Source organism: Caulobacter sp. DWR2-3-1b2 (assembly GCF_049896345.1).
Taxonomy (GTDB): Bacteria; Pseudomonadota; Alphaproteobacteria; order Caulobacterales; family Caulobacteraceae; genus Caulobacter.
Window position 1 is genome coordinate 1 of sequence record NZ_JAFCUC010000004.1, and the last position, 18,371, is coordinate 18,371.

The 18,371-nt window shown below is 65.6% G+C and carries 23 protein-coding genes and 2 pseudogenes; 15 read left to right on the top strand and 10 right to left on the bottom strand.

Going from position 1 to position 18,371, the window contains the following annotated elements; genetic code table 11:
* Positions 1 to 114: 114 nt before the first annotated feature.
* Both ACP694_RS11730 and ACP694_RS11735 read right to left on the bottom strand, forming a co-directional pair.
* Positions 115 to 1,704: a 2-isopropylmalate synthase gene (locus ACP694_RS11730; RefSeq protein ID WP_426012594.1), complete on the bottom strand. Its 1,590-nt coding sequence runs from the start codon at positions 1,702 to 1,704 to the stop codon at positions 115 to 117.
* A 336-nt stretch (positions 1,705 to 2,040) separates the two neighbouring features.
* Entirely contained in the window at positions 2,041 to 2,748 is a 708-nt protein-coding gene (locus ACP694_RS11735) for a TVP38/TMEM64 family protein (RefSeq protein WP_426012595.1), read from the bottom strand.
* A 232-nt stretch (positions 2,749 to 2,980) separates the two neighbouring features.
* Here ACP694_RS11735 and ACP694_RS11740 point away from each other — a divergent pair, with 232 nt between their 5' ends.
* From ACP694_RS11740 to ACP694_RS11750, 3 genes are all read left to right on the top strand, one after another.
* Complete coding sequence (locus tag ACP694_RS11740) at positions 2,981 to 3,646, top strand: AAA family ATPase (RefSeq protein WP_426012597.1); 666 nt, start codon at positions 2,981 to 2,983, stop codon at positions 3,644 to 3,646.
* A gap of 171 nt (positions 3,647 to 3,817) precedes the next feature.
* A complete protein-coding gene (locus ACP694_RS11745; protein WP_426012598.1) occupies positions 3,818 to 4,489 on the top strand; it encodes an AAA family ATPase in 672 nt (223 codons plus the stop codon).
* Positions 4,490 to 4,649: 160 nt separating this feature from the next.
* Positions 4,650 to 4,919, top strand: a complete 270-nt coding sequence (locus tag ACP694_RS11750) for an NADPH-dependent FMN reductase (protein ID WP_426012599.1) — start codon at positions 4,650 to 4,652, stop codon at positions 4,917 to 4,919.
* 22 nt (positions 4,920 to 4,941) lie between these two features.
* On the opposite strand, the gene ACP694_RS11755 is transcribed toward ACP694_RS11750, so the two are convergent.
* On the bottom strand, positions 4,942 to 5,520 hold the full coding sequence (locus tag ACP694_RS11755) for a hypothetical protein (protein ID WP_426012600.1): 579 nt from the start codon (positions 5,518 to 5,520) through the stop codon (positions 4,942 to 4,944).
* Between the two features lie 257 nt (positions 5,521 to 5,777).
* Here ACP694_RS11755 and ACP694_RS11760 point away from each other — a divergent pair, with 257 nt between their 5' ends.
* From ACP694_RS11760 to ACP694_RS11770, 3 genes are all read left to right on the top strand, one after another.
* A complete protein-coding gene (locus tag ACP694_RS11760) occupies positions 5,778 to 6,980 on the top strand; it encodes a pyridoxal phosphate-dependent aminotransferase (RefSeq protein WP_426012602.1) in 1,203 nt (400 codons plus the stop codon).
* A 175-nt stretch (positions 6,981 to 7,155) separates the two neighbouring features.
* The gene (locus tag ACP694_RS11765; RefSeq protein WP_426012604.1) at positions 7,156 to 7,302 is read left to right on the top strand and encodes a hypothetical protein; all 147 of its coding nucleotides are present in this window, start codon (positions 7,156 to 7,158) and stop codon (positions 7,300 to 7,302) included.
* A gap of 27 nt (positions 7,303 to 7,329) precedes the next feature.
* Positions 7,330 to 7,590: a hypothetical protein gene (locus ACP694_RS11770; RefSeq protein ID WP_426012606.1), complete on the top strand. Its 261-nt coding sequence runs from the start codon at positions 7,330 to 7,332 to the stop codon at positions 7,588 to 7,590.
* 95 nt (positions 7,591 to 7,685) lie between these two features.
* Here ACP694_RS11770 and ACP694_RS11775 read toward each other — a convergent pair whose 3' ends face one another.
* A complete protein-coding gene (locus ACP694_RS11775; RefSeq protein WP_426012608.1) occupies positions 7,686 to 8,339 on the bottom strand; it encodes a glutathione S-transferase family protein in 654 nt (217 codons plus the stop codon).
* Positions 8,340 to 8,413: 74 nt separating this feature from the next.
* Entirely contained in the window at positions 8,414 to 8,650 is a 237-nt protein-coding gene (locus ACP694_RS11780; RefSeq protein ID WP_426012610.1) for a DUF2171 domain-containing protein, read from the bottom strand.
* Positions 8,651 to 8,844: 194 nt separating this feature from the next.
* Between ACP694_RS11780 and ACP694_RS11785 the strand changes: the two genes are divergently transcribed.
* The 3 genes from ACP694_RS11785 to ACP694_RS11795 all read left to right on the top strand — a co-directional run bounded on the left by ACP694_RS11785 (position 8,845) and on the right by ACP694_RS11795 (position 11,243).
* Positions 8,845 to 9,804, top strand: a complete 960-nt coding sequence (locus tag ACP694_RS11785) for a DUF6807 family protein (protein WP_426012612.1) — start codon at positions 8,845 to 8,847, stop codon at positions 9,802 to 9,804.
* Between the two features lie 3 nt (positions 9,805 to 9,807).
* Positions 9,808 to 9,996 (top strand): DUF4169 family protein, encoded by a 189-nt coding sequence (locus ACP694_RS11790; protein WP_426012614.1) that lies wholly within the window; start codon positions 9,808 to 9,810, stop codon positions 9,994 to 9,996.
* A gap of 320 nt (positions 9,997 to 10,316) precedes the next feature.
* Positions 10,317 to 11,243 carry a LysR substrate-binding domain-containing protein gene (locus ACP694_RS11795; protein WP_426012616.1) on the top strand — a complete coding sequence of 309 codons (927 nt, stop codon included), beginning with the start codon at positions 10,317 to 10,319 and terminating at the stop codon, positions 11,241 to 11,243.
* An 18-nt stretch (positions 11,244 to 11,261) separates the two neighbouring features.
* On the opposite strand, the gene ACP694_RS11800 is transcribed toward ACP694_RS11795, so the two are convergent.
* A complete protein-coding gene (locus ACP694_RS11800) occupies positions 11,262 to 12,041 on the bottom strand; it encodes a Coq4 family protein (protein WP_426012618.1) in 780 nt (259 codons plus the stop codon).
* Between the two features lie 110 nt (positions 12,042 to 12,151).
* Between ACP694_RS11800 and ACP694_RS11805 the strand changes: the two genes are divergently transcribed.
* Positions 12,152 to 12,364 carry a ribbon-helix-helix domain-containing protein gene (locus ACP694_RS11805; RefSeq protein ID WP_426012620.1) on the top strand — a complete coding sequence of 71 codons (213 nt, stop codon included), beginning with the start codon at positions 12,152 to 12,154 and terminating at the stop codon, positions 12,362 to 12,364.
* Positions 12,365 to 12,469: 105 nt separating this feature from the next.
* On the opposite strand, the gene ACP694_RS11810 is transcribed toward ACP694_RS11805, so the two are convergent.
* Both ACP694_RS11810 and ACP694_RS11815 read right to left on the bottom strand, forming a co-directional pair.
* Positions 12,470 to 12,718, bottom strand: a complete 249-nt coding sequence (locus tag ACP694_RS11810) for a hypothetical protein (protein WP_426012622.1) — start codon at positions 12,716 to 12,718, stop codon at positions 12,470 to 12,472.
* 9 nt (positions 12,719 to 12,727) lie between these two features.
* A complete protein-coding gene (locus ACP694_RS11815) occupies positions 12,728 to 12,877 on the bottom strand; it encodes a hypothetical protein (RefSeq protein ID WP_426012624.1) in 150 nt (49 codons plus the stop codon).
* A gap of 210 nt (positions 12,878 to 13,087) precedes the next feature.
* On the opposite strand from ACP694_RS11815, the pseudogene ACP694_RS11820 reads away from it, so the two are divergent.
* The 4 genes and pseudogenes from ACP694_RS11820 to ACP694_RS11835 form a co-directional block, all read left to right on the top strand.
* Positions 13,088 to 13,435: pseudogene (locus ACP694_RS11820) on the top strand (type II toxin-antitoxin system RelE/ParE family toxin); the annotation flags it as partial.
* The gene (locus ACP694_RS11825; RefSeq protein ID WP_426012625.1) at positions 13,416 to 13,736 is read left to right on the top strand and encodes a helix-turn-helix domain-containing protein; all 321 of its coding nucleotides are present in this window, start codon (positions 13,416 to 13,418) and stop codon (positions 13,734 to 13,736) included. The pseudogene ACP694_RS11820 and the gene ACP694_RS11825, both read left to right, overlap by 20 nt.
* Before the next feature lie 77 nt (positions 13,737 to 13,813).
* On the top strand, positions 13,814 to 16,231 hold the full coding sequence (locus tag ACP694_RS11830; RefSeq protein ID WP_426012627.1) for an ATP-dependent helicase: 2,418 nt from the start codon (positions 13,814 to 13,816) through the stop codon (positions 16,229 to 16,231).
* Between the two features lie 38 nt (positions 16,232 to 16,269).
* A complete protein-coding gene (locus ACP694_RS11835; RefSeq protein WP_426012628.1) occupies positions 16,270 to 16,815 on the top strand; it encodes an MOSC domain-containing protein in 546 nt (181 codons plus the stop codon).
* A gap of 41 nt (positions 16,816 to 16,856) precedes the next feature.
* Here ACP694_RS11835 and ACP694_RS11840 read toward each other — a convergent pair.
* Both ACP694_RS11840 and ACP694_RS11845 read right to left on the bottom strand, forming a co-directional pair.
* A pseudogene (locus ACP694_RS11840) lies at positions 16,857 to 17,146 on the bottom strand (DUF1330 domain-containing protein).
* 23 nt (positions 17,147 to 17,169) lie between these two features.
* Complete coding sequence (locus ACP694_RS11845; protein WP_426012629.1) at positions 17,170 to 17,724, bottom strand: sugar O-acetyltransferase; 555 nt, start codon at positions 17,722 to 17,724, stop codon at positions 17,170 to 17,172.
* Between the two features lie 310 nt (positions 17,725 to 18,034).
* On the opposite strand from ACP694_RS11845, the gene clpS reads away from it, so the two are divergent.
* On the top strand, positions 18,035 to 18,364 hold the full coding sequence (gene clpS / locus ACP694_RS11850) for an ATP-dependent Clp protease adapter ClpS (RefSeq protein ID WP_426012631.1): 330 nt from the start codon (positions 18,035 to 18,037) through the stop codon (positions 18,362 to 18,364).
* Positions 18,365 to 18,371 lie beyond the last annotated feature (7 nt).

Below are 18,371 nucleotides of genomic sequence, written 5' to 3' on the forward strand. Positions count from 1 at the left end.
CTCGATCCGAGCCCACTGATCGTCCCGAAGAACTTCGCCTTCCAACACCGCCTCCAAAAAGCAGCGTTGAATCAGAACCGCCTCTCGATGGGAATCCTAAATCGTCACTACGGCCTAGAACCCGCTGGCGATCGCCGTGTCTGGCCGGCTCTTTTCCTTGCGCGCCATGAGGTTGTTCAGGGCGTTGACATAGGCCTTGGCCGAGGCGGTCAGGGTGTCGGTATCGGCGGCCTGGCCGGTTGCGATGCGACCGTCCTCTTCGAGCCGGACCGAGACCTGGGCCTGGGCGTCGGTGCCCTCGGTGACCGCGTGGACCTGGAACAGGCGCAGGGCGGCGTCGTGCGGCACGATCTGCTGGATGGCGTTGAACACCGCGTCCACCGGACCGTCGCCGGAGGCTTCCGAGGTCTTGACCTCGCCGTCGACTTCGAGGGTCAGCTCGGCCGACTGTCCGTCGGTGCCGGCCACTACCCGCAGGCGCTGGACGCGGATCCGTTCGGAGCCGCGCGCCAGGGCGTCGTCGACCAGGGCGATGATGTCGTCGTCATAGACGTGCTTCTTGCGGTCGGCGAGATCCTTGAAGCGGCCGAAGGCCTCCTTCAGGGCGTTCTGGCCCAACTCGTAACCCAGGTCCTTCAGCTTGGCGCGGAAGGCGTGGCTGCCCGAATGCTTGCCCATGACCAGGCTGGACGGCGCTTGGCCAACCGATTCCGGGGTCATGATTTCATAGGTCTCGCGGTTCTTCAGCATCCCGTCCTGATGGATGCCGCTCTCATGCGCGAAGGCGTTCTTGCCGACGATAGCCTTGTTGTACTGCACCGGGAAACCGGTGATGGCCGAAACGTAGCGGCTAGCGCGGGTGATATGGGTGGTGTCGATCTTGGTCTCGTAGGGCAGCTTGTCGGCGCGCACCTTCAGGGCCATGACGATCTCTTCTAGCGCCGCGTTGCCGGCCCGCTCGCCCAGGCCGTTGATCGCGCACTCGATCTGGCGCGCCCCGCCCTGCACGCCCGCGAGGCTGTTGGCGACGCCCAGACCCAGGTCGTTGTGGCAGTGGGTCGAGAAGATCACTCGGTCGGCGCCCTCGACGTTCTGGGTCATCCAACTGAACAGGTCGGCATATTCCGACGGATAGGTGTAGCCCACCGTGTCGGGCAGGTTGATTGTCGTCGCCCCCGCCTTGATGGCCGTCTCGATGGCGCGGCGCAGGAACTGGCGGTCGCTGCGGGTGGCGTCCTCGGCCGACCACTCGACATCGTCGCGCAGATTACGCGCGTGAGTGACCGACCGGGCGATCACGTCGATCACCGCCTCGGGCTCCATCTGCAGCTTGTGCTTCATGTGCAGGTCGCTGGTGGCGATGACCACATGAATGCGGCCACGCTGGGTGCCCTTCAGGGCCTCCGCACATCTATCAATATCGACCTGGTGGGCGCGGCACAGGCCGGCGATGGTGCTGTTCTTGACGATCTTGGCGACCTCACGGACCGCCTCGAAGTCACCGTTCGAGGCGATCGGGAAGCCGGCCTCAATGACGTCGACCCCCATCTCCTCGAGGATCTTGGCCAGTTCAAGCTTTTCGTCATGCGACATCGAGGCGCCGGGCGATTGCTCGCCGTCGCGCATGGTGGTGTCGAAGATGACGACGTTGTCGCGCTTGTCAAAAGCGCCGGCGGCTACGCCAGGAGAAATCGGGGATGTCATGGATCTACTCGTCGGAAGGTGTCTGCGTGCGGGGCGGCGGCGGGTCGGTTATCCCCTGCGCGCCCGGCCACGACGATGCGCGGCCCCTAGAGCGCCCAGGGGGTGATAAGCCGAAGGCGAAGCAGTTGGCGCGCGACGTTCATGCAGACTTTCTACACAGCGGCCTAAATTCGAGCAAGCATTTTGCGCCAAAGGCTGATTTTGCCGCACACGGAGCAAGTTCCATCCCTCCTCCTGGCTAATCGTGGCTTGACGATTGGCAAATAGGGAAGAAAGACGTCAAAACCGCCTCGCTAGCCGCGGCATCGAGAGGCGATCTGCCTTCACTGGCCTTGGCTACTCAGCCGTCTCGCGCTTCTTGAGCCAGGCGCGGGCCACCAAGCCGCAGACGATCCACACCGCCACCGCGATCACCAGCATGACAATGTGCCGCTGCCCCCCGCCCTCCAGCGCCTGGACGATGGAATTGCCGGCGAAGGCGGTCAGGGCGATCTTCGGGATGATGCCGATGGCTGTGCCAGCGGTGAAGTCGCGAATCTTCATCGGCGTGACGCCGGCGGCCATGTTGACGACGATGAATGGCGCCGAGGGCACCAAGCGGACGATCAGGCTGGCCAGGAAGCCGTTCTTGCCGATCAGTTTCATGAACTTGGCCACGCCGTCGCCGGCCAGGTCCTTGAGCAGTCGCCCGCCGAACGCGCGCCCCACCCAGAACCCGACCAGGGACGAGACCAGGGTGCCGATCCAGCTATAGGCGAAACCTGTCCAGGGCCCGAAGGCCACCACCGCCGCGGCGATCAGCACGAACTGCGGAACGCCGATGAAGGCTAGCGCCGCGAAGGCCGCCACCGCCACGGGAAGTGCCCAGGGTCCGTGCGCCGCGCTCAGCCAGTGCTCCACCGCAGCCTCGCCATTCAAGCCCAGCATCTGGGCTCCGAACAGGAAGACGACCCCTACCCCGCCGAACAGCACGAACGACACCGCCACCGTGCGCCAGGCGCGGCGGTCCATATTGGTGAAGAATTCGATCAGCCGGGCTATCACGTCCCTGCCTCGCCCATGGTCTCCGTTGGGTCAAGCCCCACCTCACGCGCCACATGGGTGCAAAACGTCCGCCGATCGCCCACTTTATTGTCACGCTTCCGCGCCGTCTCGTCGCGGTACGGTTAAGATTCCCGCGCCACGACAATTCCGTTGCGAAGCTGTCTCACCGCGCGGCTAAGTTATCCACAGGCGCCGCTGCGGAAAGCGAGCGTTCTTGGGGAGTGCGTCGGACGTGAAGACCCTGGCTGTGATTTCCCGCAAGGGCGGGGCGGGTAAGACCACCCTGTCGATTAACCTCGCCCTGGCCTCCCACCTCGGTGGCTGGCGAACCATGCTCGCCGACATCGATCCGCAGCGTTCGGCGTCGGACGTCATGCGCGCCCGCACCGAGCCGGGCCCCACCCTGGCCGAGATCAACGCCGGCAAACTTTTTCAGACCCGGTCTCACGCGATCCACGACGCCTATGACGTGATGCTGATCGACACCCCGGCCGCCCCGGACTCCGACGTGGCCGTGGCCGTGAACTCCGCCGATCTCTGCGTGCTGGTGTGCCGGCCTACCTTCCTGGACATCGCCTCGGTGGCGCGCTCGGCCGAGATGGTCCGCCGGCTGGGCAAGGCCGCGGTCATCGTGCTCAGCCAGGCTCCGCCCAAGCGTGGCGCGCTGGAACCGGTGGCCGTGCAAAAGGCGGTCGAGGCCTTGCGCTTCTGCGGCCTGCCGGTCGCGCCGGTCGGGCTGCGCTCGCGGGCCATCTACCAGCAGTCGATCGCCCATGGCCGCTCGGTCGGCGAGTGGGATTCGGCCAGCCCCGCCGCCCAGGAGATTTCGCGTCTCTGGGACCATCTGGCCGCGCAATTGACCCTGGACCAGCAGGCGCGCGGCGCCCGCGCGGTTTAAGCTCGACAAGGATTCCCAGGAAAAACAAGCTCTTGAGGCTGGCGCTAAACCTGCTTGCAAGATATTCCGCAAGTTGAAGTTCTGTTCACACCTGAACCATAACAGTTGTCGCAATCGGTGATCTTGCGGCGCTGACAAGAGGCCGCGCTTATGGGGCGGAGACACCAGATCATGAAGACGATTACAGTGCTTTCTCGCAAGGGCGGGTCGGGCAAGACGACACTGGCCGTGAACCTAGCCCTGATGGCCTTTCTGGCCGGGCGCAAGGTCATGCTGGCCGACATCGATGCCCAGCGTTCGGCCTCCGACTCCCTGCGACGTCGCGTCGAGCCTGGCCCTACTCTGGTCGACGGCGTAGCGGGCAAGCTGTTCCACGCCCGGTCCACCGCCATGCGCGAGGACTACGACTACCTCTTCATCGACACCCCCGCCTCGCCCGAGACCGATGTCGCCCAGGCGGTGAACCTCTCGGACCTCTGCCTGGTGGTTGGACGTCCCTCGTTCCTGGACCTGGCCCCGATCGTGCGCTCGGCCGAGGCCGTGCGGCGGCTCGGCAAGAGCGGCTTCGTTGTGCTCAACCAGGCCCACACCAGCAAGGCCGAGGTGGCGCCGGTCGCCTATCCGGACATCCTCGAGGCCCTGCGCTTCTGCGGCCTGCCCTTGGCGCCGTACGGCCTGCGGGCGCGCGACGTCTTCCAGACGGCCATGGCGAACGGCCGCTGCGTGCCCGAGTGCGAGGGCGCTGGCCCGGCCGCCCGCGACCTGGAACGGCTTTGGGTCTTCGTCGAAGCGCACATGGTCGCCAGCCGCGCACAGCCGGCCAGGACCGCATTGGCCAGTTGATCTCGCCTTTCACGATCGACCGATCGCTGGCTAGAGCATTTTTCGAGCGAAGGGGTTCCGGTTCGCGTGAAGAAAAATGCGTCAAAACCAAAGATTAGAGCTCACGGCCTGACGCAGTCAGGTCGGGAAATGCTCTAGCGGTCGCCGCCTGTTCAGTTGAGTGCTGAAGGACGCCATCGACTGGGCCTCGCGCGGCCCTCCCTCGGCCTTGGACGGCAAGCTCGCCTGCATCATCGGCGCCTCGCCCGGTGTCACCGGCACAGTCCGCGCCCAGGACGCCCTGCGCCAGTCGCTGCGCATGGTCTCGGCCCAATGCTGGCCGCTCAGCGAGATGCTGGTCGGCCAAGCCCACACCAAGATTGAGGCCGCCGTACTTATGGACGAGAATACCACCGCCTATCTCGGCCGGCGCCTGGCGGCGTTCGTGTAGCGTGTGCGGAATGTGGGTGGCTTTACTCAAACTTCTTCGGGTCGTAGTCGGCCCCGAAGTCCAGCACGAACAGCGGCCCCAGCACCAGGGTCTGTCTGGCGCCGGCCAGCTGTAGCGAGACGCTGGCCTGGCCCTTGTCGGCGTCGATCGTCGCTCGGCCGCGCGAGGTGTAGATCTTCCATTCGGAGCCGGTGATGGCGATCGGCGTGCCCTCGACGATGCCGCCCCAGGGCTCGGCCGCCTGCTGGATCCGCACCGCGCTGACCGTGCCCGAGGCCGGGCCGCCATCGACAGGTTCGGCCTTGGCGTAGAAGGCCACCATCAGCACGTCACCCTTGGTGATCTTGCCCTGCACCGCCTGGCTAGCCCCGATGGTCCAGGGCTTGTCCGGCGCTGCCGTGGCCACCTGCACCCGCAGGCCGCCGCCGCCCGCCACGGCCTTGTCCTTGACGTAGCTGTTCGTCTGGCCCGGACCGTAAAGGGTCCAGGACGTCGATGGCTTGTTGATCGCGTATTTCATGATGTCTTCGGCCGACGAGGCCGGCCGGACGGTCGCCAGGCCCAGGGCCGCGACGGCGGCCAGCAGTACGATCTTGCTCATGGTGTTTCCCCCTTCTGCGACGTCATGCGCCGCGTGGCCGCCCGTGGTCGGGCGATAGGTCGTTTGCTCCCCCGGGCCGCCCGCCATGCGCGACGGCCTCGTTATGATGATAGCGGTACCGCTAGTGTCCTGCCGACGCAAGAACCCCGGTTTTCGGCGTCATGCCGCGTTGCGCCGCGGCAAGCGGGGGCGTAAAGACCGCCGCAATCCTGAAACCGGTCTTTCGAGTCCACGTCCTCCCAGGGGAGTCCTGAACTATGTCGCTCGAGTCCGCCGCCCTGCGGCGCATCGCCCCTTCGGCCACCATCGCCATCAGCGCCAAGGCGCGCGCCCTGAAGGCCGCCGGTCGCGACATCATCGCCCTATCGGCGGGCGAGCCGGACTTCGACACCCCCGATAACATCAAGGAAGCCGGAATCGCGGCGATCCGCGCCGGCAAAACCAAGTACACCGACCCCGACGGCATGCCCGAGCTGAAGGCCGCGATCTGCGCCAAGTTCAAGCGCGAGAACGGCCTGGACTACAAGCCAAGCCAGGTTCACGTCGCGCCGGGTGGCAAGCCGGTGATCTACAACGCCCTGGTCGCCACTCTGGACCCGGGCGACGAGGTGATCATCCCCGCCCCCTACTGGGTGTCTTATCCCGACATGACCCTGCTGGCCGGCGGCACGCCGGTGGCCGTGGAGACTACCGCCGAGAGCGGCTTCAAGATCACGCCGTCCGCCCTGGAAGCGGCGATCACGCCCCGCTCCAAGTGGCTGATCATCAACAGCCCGTCCAACCCCTCGGGCGGCGCCTATACTCGCGCCGAGCTGCAGGCCATCGCCGACGTACTGCTGCGCCATCCGCAGGTCTGGGTGCTGACCGACGACATGTACGAGCACCTGGTGTTCGACGACTTCGAATTCACCACCATCGCCCAGGTTGAGCCCAGGCTCTATGACCGCACCCTGACGATGAACGGTGTGTCCAAGGCCTATGCCATGACCGGTTGGCGGATCGGCTATGCGGCCGGTCCCGAGCCGTTGATCAAGGCCATGGCCAAGATGATCAGCCAGACGACCTCGAACCCCTCGTCCATATCGCAATGGGCGGCGCTGGAGGCCCTGAACGGCACGCAGGACTTCATCAAGCCGCACGCCAAGCTGTTCCAGGAACGTCGCGACCTGGTGGTGTCGATGCTGAACCAGGCGGCCGGTTTGCACTGCCCGACCCCGGAAGGCGCGTTCTACGTCTATCCGTCCTGCGCCGGCCTGATCGGCAAGACCGCGCCCAACGGCAAGGTTATCGAGAGCGACGAGGACTTCGCCGTCGAACTGCTGGAGACCGAAGGCGTGGCCGTGGTCCACGGCGCGGCGTTCGGCCTGTCGCCGTTTTTCCGCATCAGCTACGCCACCGCCAACGACGTTCTGGAAGACGCCTGCACGCGCATCCAGCGCTTCTGCGGCAATCTGAAATAGGCTCCAGGCGATTTGGGGATGCACACCCACCGCGCTGCGCAAGCGGTCGGCTAAACGCCTTGTTATGAGCGTGCATCCCCGCCTGTTCCACGTCATCGCGTAAAAATCGCAACCCTTTGCTCGCGAACCGCGCTAACGGTCCGCGTCGCACGTCTGTGACAAAGGAGGTCGCCGCATGGCCCGTACGCCTAACTATTCTTTCGAACGTCAAGAGCGCGAGCGCCTGAAGGCCAAGAAGGCCGCCGAAAAGGCCGCTCAGAAGGCCGCCGAGAAGGCCGCGCAAAATCCCGACGAGTCCCCTCGGACCCCGACTGACGACTAATGTCCGACGACCAGTGAAAGACGGCCTATGCCCAGTTCTACCGCGTTCAACCATGAAACCGTCGTCCTCGACGGCGAGCACTTCAGCGACTGCGAATTCCGCGACTGCCGTCTGACCTTCGCTGGCGGCAAGGCCCCGGTGTTCGACAACTGCAAGATCGTGGACTGCGAGTGGAAGTTCGAGGGCGCGGCCGAACATACCCTGGCGCACCTCAAGGCCGTCTGGAACGCCGGCGGCAAGGCCCCGGTGCAGGCGATGATCAAGGACATCACCGGCGGCGGGCGCTGATCACCGCCGCTTGTTCTTGGAGGACCTGAATGCCAGGGGCGGTCCAGCGGGACCGCCCTTTCTTGTCGACAGGTCCGCAAAGCCAAGGCCGACGGTTATTCCCTAGGCTCATCGTCGATCCAGTCCGTCAGTCCTTCACGCGCGTGCACCTCGCGCAGGGACGGCATGGCGCGCATCCCCGCCAGGTAGCGGGCGATGTTGGGCCACATGGTCGCGGGCCTGGGCATGTTGCGCGACCAGCGCATCAGCATGGTCGCCAGGAAGTCGACGGTCGATAGCCGCTCGCCCAACATGTAGGGGCCTGGCTGGGCCGCCAGGTGGGCGTCGATGCGGTCCCAGATCGCCGCCAGTCGCGCTGCGGCATTGGCCGTCACCGCTTCCGTCGCAGCCTCTCCAGCCGGCTCATGCGGATAGAACCAGGCCCGGAAGCCCGGCATCGCGGTATTGGCCAGATACACCATCCACTGCAGCCAGGCCGCGCGCTCTGGCGCGCCCACCGCCGGGGCCAGGCCCCGATCGGGATGACGCTCGGCCAGGAGCATCAGGATCGCCGCCACCTCGCAGACCGGCGCGCCATCGACGATCAGGGTCGGCACCACGCCGCTGGGATTGAGCTTCAAATAGTCGGGGCTTTTCTGCACGCCCGTGGCCGTGTCGATCAGCGTCAGCTCAAACGACACGGCCATCTCGATCAGCATCCAGTGCGCCGCCAAGCTGGCCGTGCTGGGACAGTAGTAGAGCCGATACATGCGAAAATCCCTCACCCGAGACGGGCGAGGGATCGTTCAGAGCAGCCGAGCTGTCAATCGCCGTGCGATGAACGTCAGTGCTTCTCGCGCCACTGGGCCTTGGCGTCGTCCTGGGTCAGCGAAAGATGCACGGCGTCTTCGTCGATATGGTCGATCCAGCTGATCGGGATCAGGTGGTGCTTGAACCCGCCGCCAAGATCCAGCTTGGCCAGCTCGATCTCGTCGCCGAGCACATGGTCCACGCGACCGACATGCCCGCCGTCCGAGCCGACGACTTCCAGATGTTCGCGGATTTGCGAGATGTCGATCATGGTGGTTCTCCGATGGATGAAAACGTTCGGAGAGCCAACGGGCCAACGGGCCACGGGGTTTCACGAAGCTCTTGCGAGGCGCGAATGTTCTTTACATGTTCTGCTCAAGGGTGAGGTTGGCTGTTCAGCGTGAAGCTTTGCGACCGTGGCTATCCTTGGCTATCAGTCGTCACCCGTCCGATGAGGAATGACAGATGATCAGACCGCTCGCCGCCGCGTTGCTGCTGATACTGACTGGCGCGGCGACTGCCTCGGCCCAGACGGCGTCGGAGGCCGTCGCGAGCGCTCCTGCCCCCGTCGCCGCTGCGTCGGTCGCGCCCCTGCCCCGAGTCGACGCGGTGTTCGCCCCCGACGGCGTCACCCTGACGGACGGCGGCAAGAGCGTGCTGTTCTACCGCACCGCGCCCGCCGATCCGCACGAGTCGGGCCGCTTGAACTATGTCCACCCGATCTGGGCGCCCGACGGAGCCGTGCTGACGGAGGATCGGCCCGCCGACCACCTGCACCAGCGCGGCGCCTTCTGGAGTTGGCATCAGGTCATCGTCGACGGCAAGAATGTCGCCGACGGCTGGTTCATGAAAGGGCTGACCTTCAATGTCTGCGAAAAGCGTTTCAAGGGCGACAGCGCGGGTGGCGGGACGCTGCTGGTCAATGCCGACTGGATCGTCAGTTCCGGACCCGAGGTGGCCTATGTGGCGCGCGAGACCACCAAGGTACGGGTGTATCCGCTGAAGAGCGGCGCTCGGCGCATCGATTTCGACACGGTGATCACCGCGCGGTCCAAAACCCTGGCCTTGGGCGGCAGCGACGACGACAAGGGCTATGGCGGGTTCTCGATCCGGTTGGTCAAGCCCGACCGCTTGGCCTTCGGCTCGAACGGCAAGGCCGTGGCGCCGGCGGTCGGGCCCGTCGAGGCCGGCAAGGCCATGGGCTTCGCCTGGACGCCGGGCGGCGGGGCTCCGGCCTGGACCGTGGGCCTGGCCTGCAAAGCCAACGGCGCGCCGATCACCCGCTGGATCCTTCGCAAGGAGCTGTCGATGCAGAACTGCGTCTTCCCCGGTCGCGCGCCCTTCGTCCTCAAGCAGGGCCAGACCTTGCGCCTGCAATCTACCCTCATCCTGCGGCCAGCGACGCCTCCCAAGAAGAAGGGCTGAGCCTTGGCCGAGATCCTCAACCTCAATCAGGCCCGCAAGGTCAGGGCCAAGACAAACGCCAAGACCCAGGCCGTCGAGAACCGCGCCAAGTTCGGCCGCACCAAGGGCGAAAAGGTCGCCGAGGCGGCGCTAGCCGAGAAGCTCAGGCGTGATTTGGACGGGGCCAAGCGGGACGGCCAAGACGAGGACTGAGGGGTCGCCGGGGAGACGGGGAAGCGAGCCGTCTCAGGGACCAGTTCCTTAGCGAGGAGCCAGATACCGCATGGGCTTGGGCGGCGTCGGGTTCTGAACGGCGCTTTCCGCGGAGCCGGCCATCCGCCGCGACGTCCTGGCTCGCCGAAATGCCGCCGCTAGATGCTGCAGCGCCAGCACCCAACCAAAGCTAGTTTCCTTATGGGTCTTGATCGCTTCGTCCATCATCGTCGCCTTCCCTGCGCTGCGATGACTGGAAAATCGCGTTTTTGCCATTGGATGACAAACGGGGCCTCCTTGGGTAAACATAAGCCTTACTTATGTCAGACATCCTCGCCACCTTGCCGCTCAGCGCGATCCGGATCTTCGAAGCGGCCGCGCGCCTGAAGAGCTTTACCAAGGCCGCCGACGAGTTGGGCGTCAGCCAGGCCGCCGTCAGCTGGCAGGTCAAGGCGCTGGAGCAGCGCCTGGATCAGTTGCTGTTCACCCGCCTACCCCGCGAGGTCTTGCTGACCCCCGCCGGCGAGCGACTGTCGCGGGCCGCGACCGAGGCCATGGCGATCCTGCGCATGGCGCTGTCGGACCTGATCGATACGGGCGAGGGCGTGCTGTCGATCACCACCGTCCAGAGCCTGGGCGCCCAATGGCTCGCCCCACGCCTGGGCGGCTTCCAGGTGGCCCACGCCAAGCTGGCCGTACGGCTGGAGACCTCCAGCCGCGTCGTAGATCTGCAGCGCGAGAGCGTCGATCTGGCCCTTCGCGGCGGACGGGGTCAGTGGCCTGGCCTGGAGAGCCACTTCCTGGCGCCATCGATCCAGACCGCCCTGTGCACACCCACGTTCCTGGCGCGGATCGGCGGCCTGGCCACGCCGGCCGACCTCGTCGACGCCCCGCGCATCGGCTCGGCGGCCGAGTGGGCGACCTGGTTTGACGCGGCGGGCGTGGCCCCCTGCGACACGCGCGTCGCGCCGCGCCTGATGGCCGACGCCCAGGCGCTGGAAGTGGCCTCGGCTCTGGCCGAGCAAGGCGTGGCCCTAGGCTCGCCGATCTTCTACGCCCAGGACATCGCCCAGGGCCGCCTCGTCGCGCCCTTCGATGTCGTCGCGCAGTATGGCGGCGGCTATTGGATCACCTATCCCGCCGAACGCCGCCGGGTGCGCAAGATCGCCGCCTTCCGCGACTGGATCCTGGCCCAGGCGGCTGGGGACCCATTGATCGCGCGGTATCAACATCTAGGCGGCGCCTGAGCGCGCCCTGCCCGTCGCTTATTGCGGCGTGAAGCGATCGCGATAGTGCGCCGGGATGGCTTGATAGACCGTGTTTGGCCCGACCTTCAGCAGCTTGCGGGCCTCGTCGAGCGGCAGGGCGAAAAGAGCCGGATAGTCCACCTCCGGCAGCCACGCCGCCGCGCGGCCGTTGCGCCAGGCCTCGCGCACGGCCTTGCGATAGGGCTGACCGGTCTTCTGCTTGGTGAACTGGCGTGCGCCGGCCAGGGCGATGAGGGCGAAGCCCAGATTGCGGGTCTGGGCGTAGGAGAAGGCCACCACGCAGACCTCGCCCAGCGAGTCGGTGCCGTAGCCGGTCAGCACATGCCAGACGTCGTGCACGTCGCGCATGCGCCGGCCGTACCAGGCCAGGGGGTGCGGAGCGTCGATGTCGCCATCGACGACCTTGCGGCTCTCATTGGCCAAGCCCTCGGCGGTCAAGCCGCGCGGCGCGATGAAGTCGCGATAGCCCGCGCCCACCGTGCCGGGCCCGAACTGCGCGAGCCAGCTCTTGTCCGACAGGCGTTCGGCGAACTCTTCACGTTCATAGGCGATGCGGCCTCCCTGCGCCGTGCGCATAAGGCGCCGATAGCCCTCGACCACCGACGTGCCGGAGAGGGCGCGCATGATCTCGAACACCTGGGCGGTGTCTTCCTTGTCGGCGATCAGGCGCCGTACGGCCCTGAGCGCCCGCAAAGGCTGCACCTGGAAGGTGTCGCGTTGGCGCCGAACCGGCTGCCGAGTGTTTTGATCATCGAGGGCTTGCGTGGCGGTGATCATGAGGCATGCTCCGGCTGAACCCCATAAAGATGACATTGCGTCATTTTTAATCAAGGGGGTTCGGCGATCCCCGCTACGCGAATATTTACTGGCGAGATGGGACGGGCGAGATGGGCAGTCTGAAAAAGCGTTCGATCAACCTGGCCGGTCACGCCACCTCGCTGGCGCTGGAGCCGGAGTTCTGGGCCGTGCTGCAGAGCGCCGCGGCGGCCAACGCGACCAGTATCGCCGGCCTGATCCAGCGCATCGACGCCGGACGCGGCGAGCGGCCCCTGGCTTCGGCCTGCCGGGTCTATGCCTTGCAGTATGGGCAGGCCCACTAGGCCAGGGCATTTTTCGAGCGAAGTGGTTCCGGTTCGCGTGAAGAAAAATGCGTCAAAACGAAAGATTAGAGCTCACGGCCTGACGCAGTCAGGTCGGGAAGTGCTCTAGGTCTCTGCCTTGAGCCCAGGCCCCGGCAACGGGGAAGGCTGCGGATCGGGCATCGGTATACGCGGCAGGCGTGGCAAACCGGGCGCGGCGGGCATTCGCAGCACGATGTCGTTCGATCGAATTGCCAGCAAACCCGTGCGCCAGCTGCTCCACACCAGGGCGACGACGAAAAGCAGGACGACCACCAAGGCCAGTCCTGCCCATCCGATCAGCTGGAGTGGCTGTCCGTTGCGATGACGCGCCATGGCCTGCTTCTACTTCGGCGCGTCCGGAACCTTGGGCGCGTCCAGCTGCGGTGCGGAGACATTGATATCAACGCTCTTCTTGTGGCTCACCCCGCCCGTGAAGACGAAATAGGCGATCACCGCCACCACGACCACCAAAGCGCCGATGATGAACGCCATTCCGGCGTTGCCGCCCCCGCTCGTATTACCTTCAGCCACTTGATCTCTCCGTGAATTGTCGTCCCGCCGAACAAACGGCAGGCGCCAGTCGTGGTTCCGACACGTGGCGCGCACCGAAGGATTCCCGTTTTGGTCTCGCTTCCAACAGGTAGCACTTAGTGCTATATTTTCATGATGACTGAGACCAATTAAGTCAGGCGGGTCTTCAAGACGGCTTGGTTCACCGGGGCGGCCAAAAAGGCGCTGATCAAGGACGACGAGCTTTGCGCGGCAGCGTCAGCGGCCGAGGCGGGCCAAGCCGATGATCTGGGCGGCGGGGTGTTCAAGAAGCGCCTCGACAAGAACCGTAGCCGCAGCATCATCCTGGCCAAAGGTCGAAGGTATTGGGTTTACGCCTATCTGTTCGCCAAGAAGGACAGGGCCAATATCGACGACGACGAATTGAAGGCCTTTCGCAAGCTGGCCGACCCCCACGCCGAAAAGACCGACGTGGAGATCGACAGGGAGCTAGAGGCCAAGGTGATTGTGGAGATCTGTCATGACCAAGCGCAAGTTTAAGAGCGACGCCTTCGAGGCGATCCATGACAACGTCGCCGGGATGTATCGGGCCGGCACGATCAACAAGGCCACGATGCGCGACTTCGACGCCACCTGCCTGACCACGCCGCCGATGATCGAGCCCGCGCAGATCAAGCAGCTTCGCGAAAGCAACCATGTCAGCCAGCCGGTCTTCGCCCGCTATCTCAATACCAGCGAAAGCACGGTTGAGAAGTGGGAGGCCGGCGCCAAGAAGCCCAGCGGCGCGGCGCTCAAGTTGCTGGCGATTGTGCAAAAGCACGGGCTGCAGATTTTGGCCTAACCGGCAGACTTGGTAACCCCTGCGACATCTCCGGCCCGAGGGCTTAAGCCGGGCGAAGTTTGTGCTACATATGTTCCATGTCTTCCGTCTTCGACTCGTACCCGCCCGCCCCCCCGTCCGCCGACGACTTCCCCGGCGACCTGCCCGCCCCGCGCATCTCCGACCTGGCCCGCCCGCGCGGACCGGAGCGCCCGGTCGCGAACTATTTCGAAGGGCTGAACCCCGAACAGCGGGCCGCTGTCGAGGCCACCGAAGGCCCCGTCCTGGTGCTCGCGGGCGCTGGCACCGGCAAAACCCGGGTGCTAACCACCCGCTTGGCTCACATCCTGGCGACGGGCCGGGCGCGGCCTTGGGAGCTGCTGGTCGTCACCTTCACCAACAAGGCGGCGAAGGAGATGCGCGAGCGGATCACCCACATCATCGGCGACGAGGCCGAGGGCCTGCGCTGGCTGGGCACTTTCCACTCGGTGGCCGCCCAGATCCTGCGCCGCCACGCCGAGCTGGTGGGCATGAAGTCCAGCTACACGATCATCGACAATGACGACCAGGAACGGCTGCTCAAGCAGCTGATCGAGGCCGACAATATCGACGCCAAGCGCTGGACGCCGCGCATCCTGGCCGGACTGATCGACCAGTGGAAGAACCGCGGCTGGACCCCTGACCGCGTGCCGGCCAGCGAGGCCGGCGAGTTCGCCAACGGCAAGGGTATCGCGCTGTACCGGCAATACCAGGAGCGGCTGCGCATCCTGAACGCCTGCGACTTCGGCGACCTGCTGCTGCACAACATCACCATCTTCACTAGCCATCCCGACGTGCTGGCCGATTTCCAACGCCGCTTCCAGTACGTGATGGTCGACGAATACCAGGACACCAATGTCGCCCAATATCTGTGGCTGCGGCTGCTGGCCCAGGGCCGACAGAACGTCTGCTGCGTGGGCGATGACGACCAGTCGATCTATGGCTGGCGCGGGGCCGAGGTCGACAACATCCTGCGCTTCGAGCGCGACTTCCCGGGCGCCAAGGTGGTCAAGCTGGAGCGCAACTACCGCTCCACCGAACACATCCTGGCGGCGGCGGCCGGCCTGATCAACACCAACAAGAGCCGGCTGGGCAAGACGCTGTGGACCGAGATCCAGGGCGGCGAAAAGGTCAAGGTCAGCGGCGTCTGGGACGGCGAGGCCGAGAGCCGGATGGTCGCCGATGCGATCGAGACCGCGAAGAAGGCGGGCCGAAAATACGCCCAGATGGCCATCCTCGTGCGCGCCTCGTTCCAGATGCGGGCCTTCGAAGAGCGCTTCGTGATGCTGCAGATCCCTTACAAGGTGGTCGGCGGCCCGCGGTTCTTCGAACGGGCCGAGATCCGCGACGCCCACGCCTATCTGCGCCTGATCCAGTCTCCCGACGACGACCTGGCCTTCGAGCGAATCGTCAACACCCCCAAGCGCGGCATCGGCGACACCTCGGTGACCAAGCTGCTGCAGATCGCCCGGCGGGAGGGCATTTCGACGGTTGACGCCGCTCGGGTCATCATTGGCAGCGACGACCTGCCGGCCCGCACCCGCACGGCCCTGAGCAATTTCCTGCGCGACCTGGACCGTTGGCGCGCCCTGGCCAGCACCACGCCGCACCAGCGGGTGCTGGAGGCCGTGCTGGAGGAGAGCGGCTATACCGACGCCCTGCGGCTGGACAAGGGTCCGACCAGCCAGACGCGGTTGGAGAACCTCAAGGAGCTTGTCCAGTCGATGAGCGCCTTCGACACGCTGGAGGCCTATCTTGAGCACGTGTCGCTGGTCATGGACCTGGACAAGGGCGCTGGCGACGACGCGGTCTGGATCATGACTCTGCACTCGGCCAAGGGGCTGGAGTTCCCGCTGGTCTTCCTGCCCGGCTGGGAGGAAGGCGTTTTCCCCAGCCAGCGCAGCATGGACGACAAGGGCGAGAAGGGCCTCGAGGAAGAGCGCCGCTTGGCCTATGTGGGCATCACCCGGGCCCGCGAGGAGGCGCGGATCAGCTTCGTGGCCAACCGCCAGGTCTATGGCCGCTGGACCAGCCAACTGCCGTCGCGCTTTGTCGACGAACTGCCCCTGGCCCACGTCGATGCCGCGTCCGAGACCGGCTATTACGGCGGCGGCCCTGGCATGCAGCAGACCGTGGCCTCGCGCTGGGACGAACCTTCCAACACCTTCAGCGCCGGAAGCTATGACAGCCCCGGCTGGAAGCGGGCGCAGGAGCGCACGTCGGGCTTCGGCGAGAAGAACACGCCGACCTGGCGGGCCGGCGGCTCGGCCGCTCGCTCGGCGCCCATCGAGGGCGAGGGCCGGCTTGTGGCGGTCTCGGCCAGTTCGGCGGCCAGCGACCACAAGCGGGGAGACCGGGTGTTCCACGTCAAGTTCGGCTACGGCAAGGTGACTGCGGTCGAGGGCAACAAGCTCAGCGTGTCGTTCGACAAGGCCGGCGACAAGAAGGTGATCGACAGCTTCGTGGAGAAGGCGTGAGGACCGGGCCGTGAGGACCGGGGCGTGAGGACCGGGGCGTGAGCGGCGGCCTCAACCCCGCCTCTCCCCTCGCCCGCCTGATGGCCGGCGCGATCCGGCCCGGTCACGTGATGTGGCTCGGCGCGCGACCGGCGCGCCACGCGCCGTTGGTCGCGTTGGACGCGGCGGAGATCACCCGCGAGACAGGGTTGGTCGGCGATCACTACAACGGCCGACCGAACACCGACGGCAAGGGCGGTAAGCGCCAAGTCACCCTGATCCAGGCCGAGGACCTGGCGGCCATCGCCAGCTATCTGGATCGCGACGTCACCCCCCAGCATCTGCGGCGCAACATCGTGGTTGAGGGGATCAACCTGCGCGCCCTGAAGAACCGGCGTTTCCAGGTTGGCGAGGTCGTGCTGGAAGACACCGGCGACTGCCATCCCTGCAGCCGCATGGAAGAGATCCTCGGCCCCGGAGGCTACAACGCGGTGCGTGGACACGGTGGAATCACCGCGCGGGTGATCACCGGCGGCCTGGTGCGGCTGGGTGACCCCGTGAGGGTAGTGGAAACGCCGCTGCCTCTGTTCGACGCCGCCCCGTAATCCACGCATCCGGCGAAGCCAAGGTGTAGGAAGCCGAGACCTCAGTCACACCCATCGACCAGCACCAGCCGGCCATCGGTGGCGCCGTGGCGCAAGGCAAAGAGCGACTTGGCATCGGGGTCGTCGAGAAAGGCCTGGGCCGCCTCGCGTGAAGGGAATCGAGGATGACCATTCGCTCGGGCCTCCAGTCACCTTCGACGACCGTCGGTTCGGCGCCCTGCACGACGTATCGGCCGCCGTGCTTGTCAATGAACGCTGGGATCGCGGCGACGTAGGGCATGAACGCCGCGACGTCGCGAATGGAAAAGTCGAGCACCAGATAGGCCTTCATCGTGTCCCTCCCGCCGCGCCGTCCTACCCGCGAACCCGCGCCGGATTACCCACCACCGTCGCGCCGGTCGAAACGTCGCGGGTGACCACGCTGCCGGCGCCAATGATGGCGTCGTCGCCGATGGTCACCCCCGGCAGGATGATCGCCCCGCCCCCGATCCAGACGTTTTGGCCGATCACCACGGGTTTTGAGTACTCGATGCCCGTAAGACGCTCCACCGGATCGCGGGGGTGCTCGGCGGTGTAGATCTGGACGTTCGGCCCGATCGTTGTCCTGGCCCCGATCGTCACGGTGGTCACGTCGAGGATCACGCAGTTGAAATTGAGGAACGCGCCTTCGCCGATGCTGATGTTGCAGCCGTAGTCGCAGTGGAACGGTGGGCGGATGATGCAGTGGTCGCCGACATGGGCGAACAGTTCGCGCAACAGGGCGTGGCGTCGACCGACCGGCAGGTCCAGAGCGTTGTATCGCCCCATCCAGGCCACCGCCGTTTCGTGGTCGGCCATGATCTCCGGGTCCATCGGACTGTAGAGATCGCCGGCCAGCATCCGCTGCTTCTGAGTACGAAGATCGGTCACGCTAGGGAACTCCTGACTTCAATTCTCCATGCCAGACGATGCGGCGATCGCAAACCTTCACGTTTGGCCTTCGAGCTTCACTGAGTCGGCCTTCTCGCCCCTTGCGCACCCCAAACCCCGCCCCCATTTCGGCTCCTCGCGACCGGCGACCTTCGGGCGGGGTCGCCACTATCCCAACTGAGAAGCCGTTTTGCGCGGCGCCCCTGTGTTAAAGCGGCGCAGCCGCGCGGCAGCCCCTTCCAATGCTGCCGCGTTTCCATATCTAATCCATGTAAGGCGGGTGGTTCGGCTCGCCGGGAGAAAGCGGTCGATGGCCGAGCGAAAGCAAGGCGGACAGAACAACGGCGCGGGTTCTTCGGTAATCACGGAAGTGAAGCCGAAGACGCAGAAGCCTTCGCTGTATCGCGTATTGATCTTGAACGACGACTACACACCTATGGAGTTCGTCGTTTACGTACTTGAACGTTTTTTCAATAAGTCGCGCGAAGATGCGACCCGGATCATGCTGCATGTTCATCAGCATGGCGTCGGCGTTTGCGGCGTTTTCACTTACGAAGTTGCCGAGACCAAGGTCGCCCAGGTGATCGACTCGGCAAGCAGGCATCAGCACCCACTGCAGTGCACCATGGAAAAGGACTGAGGAGCCC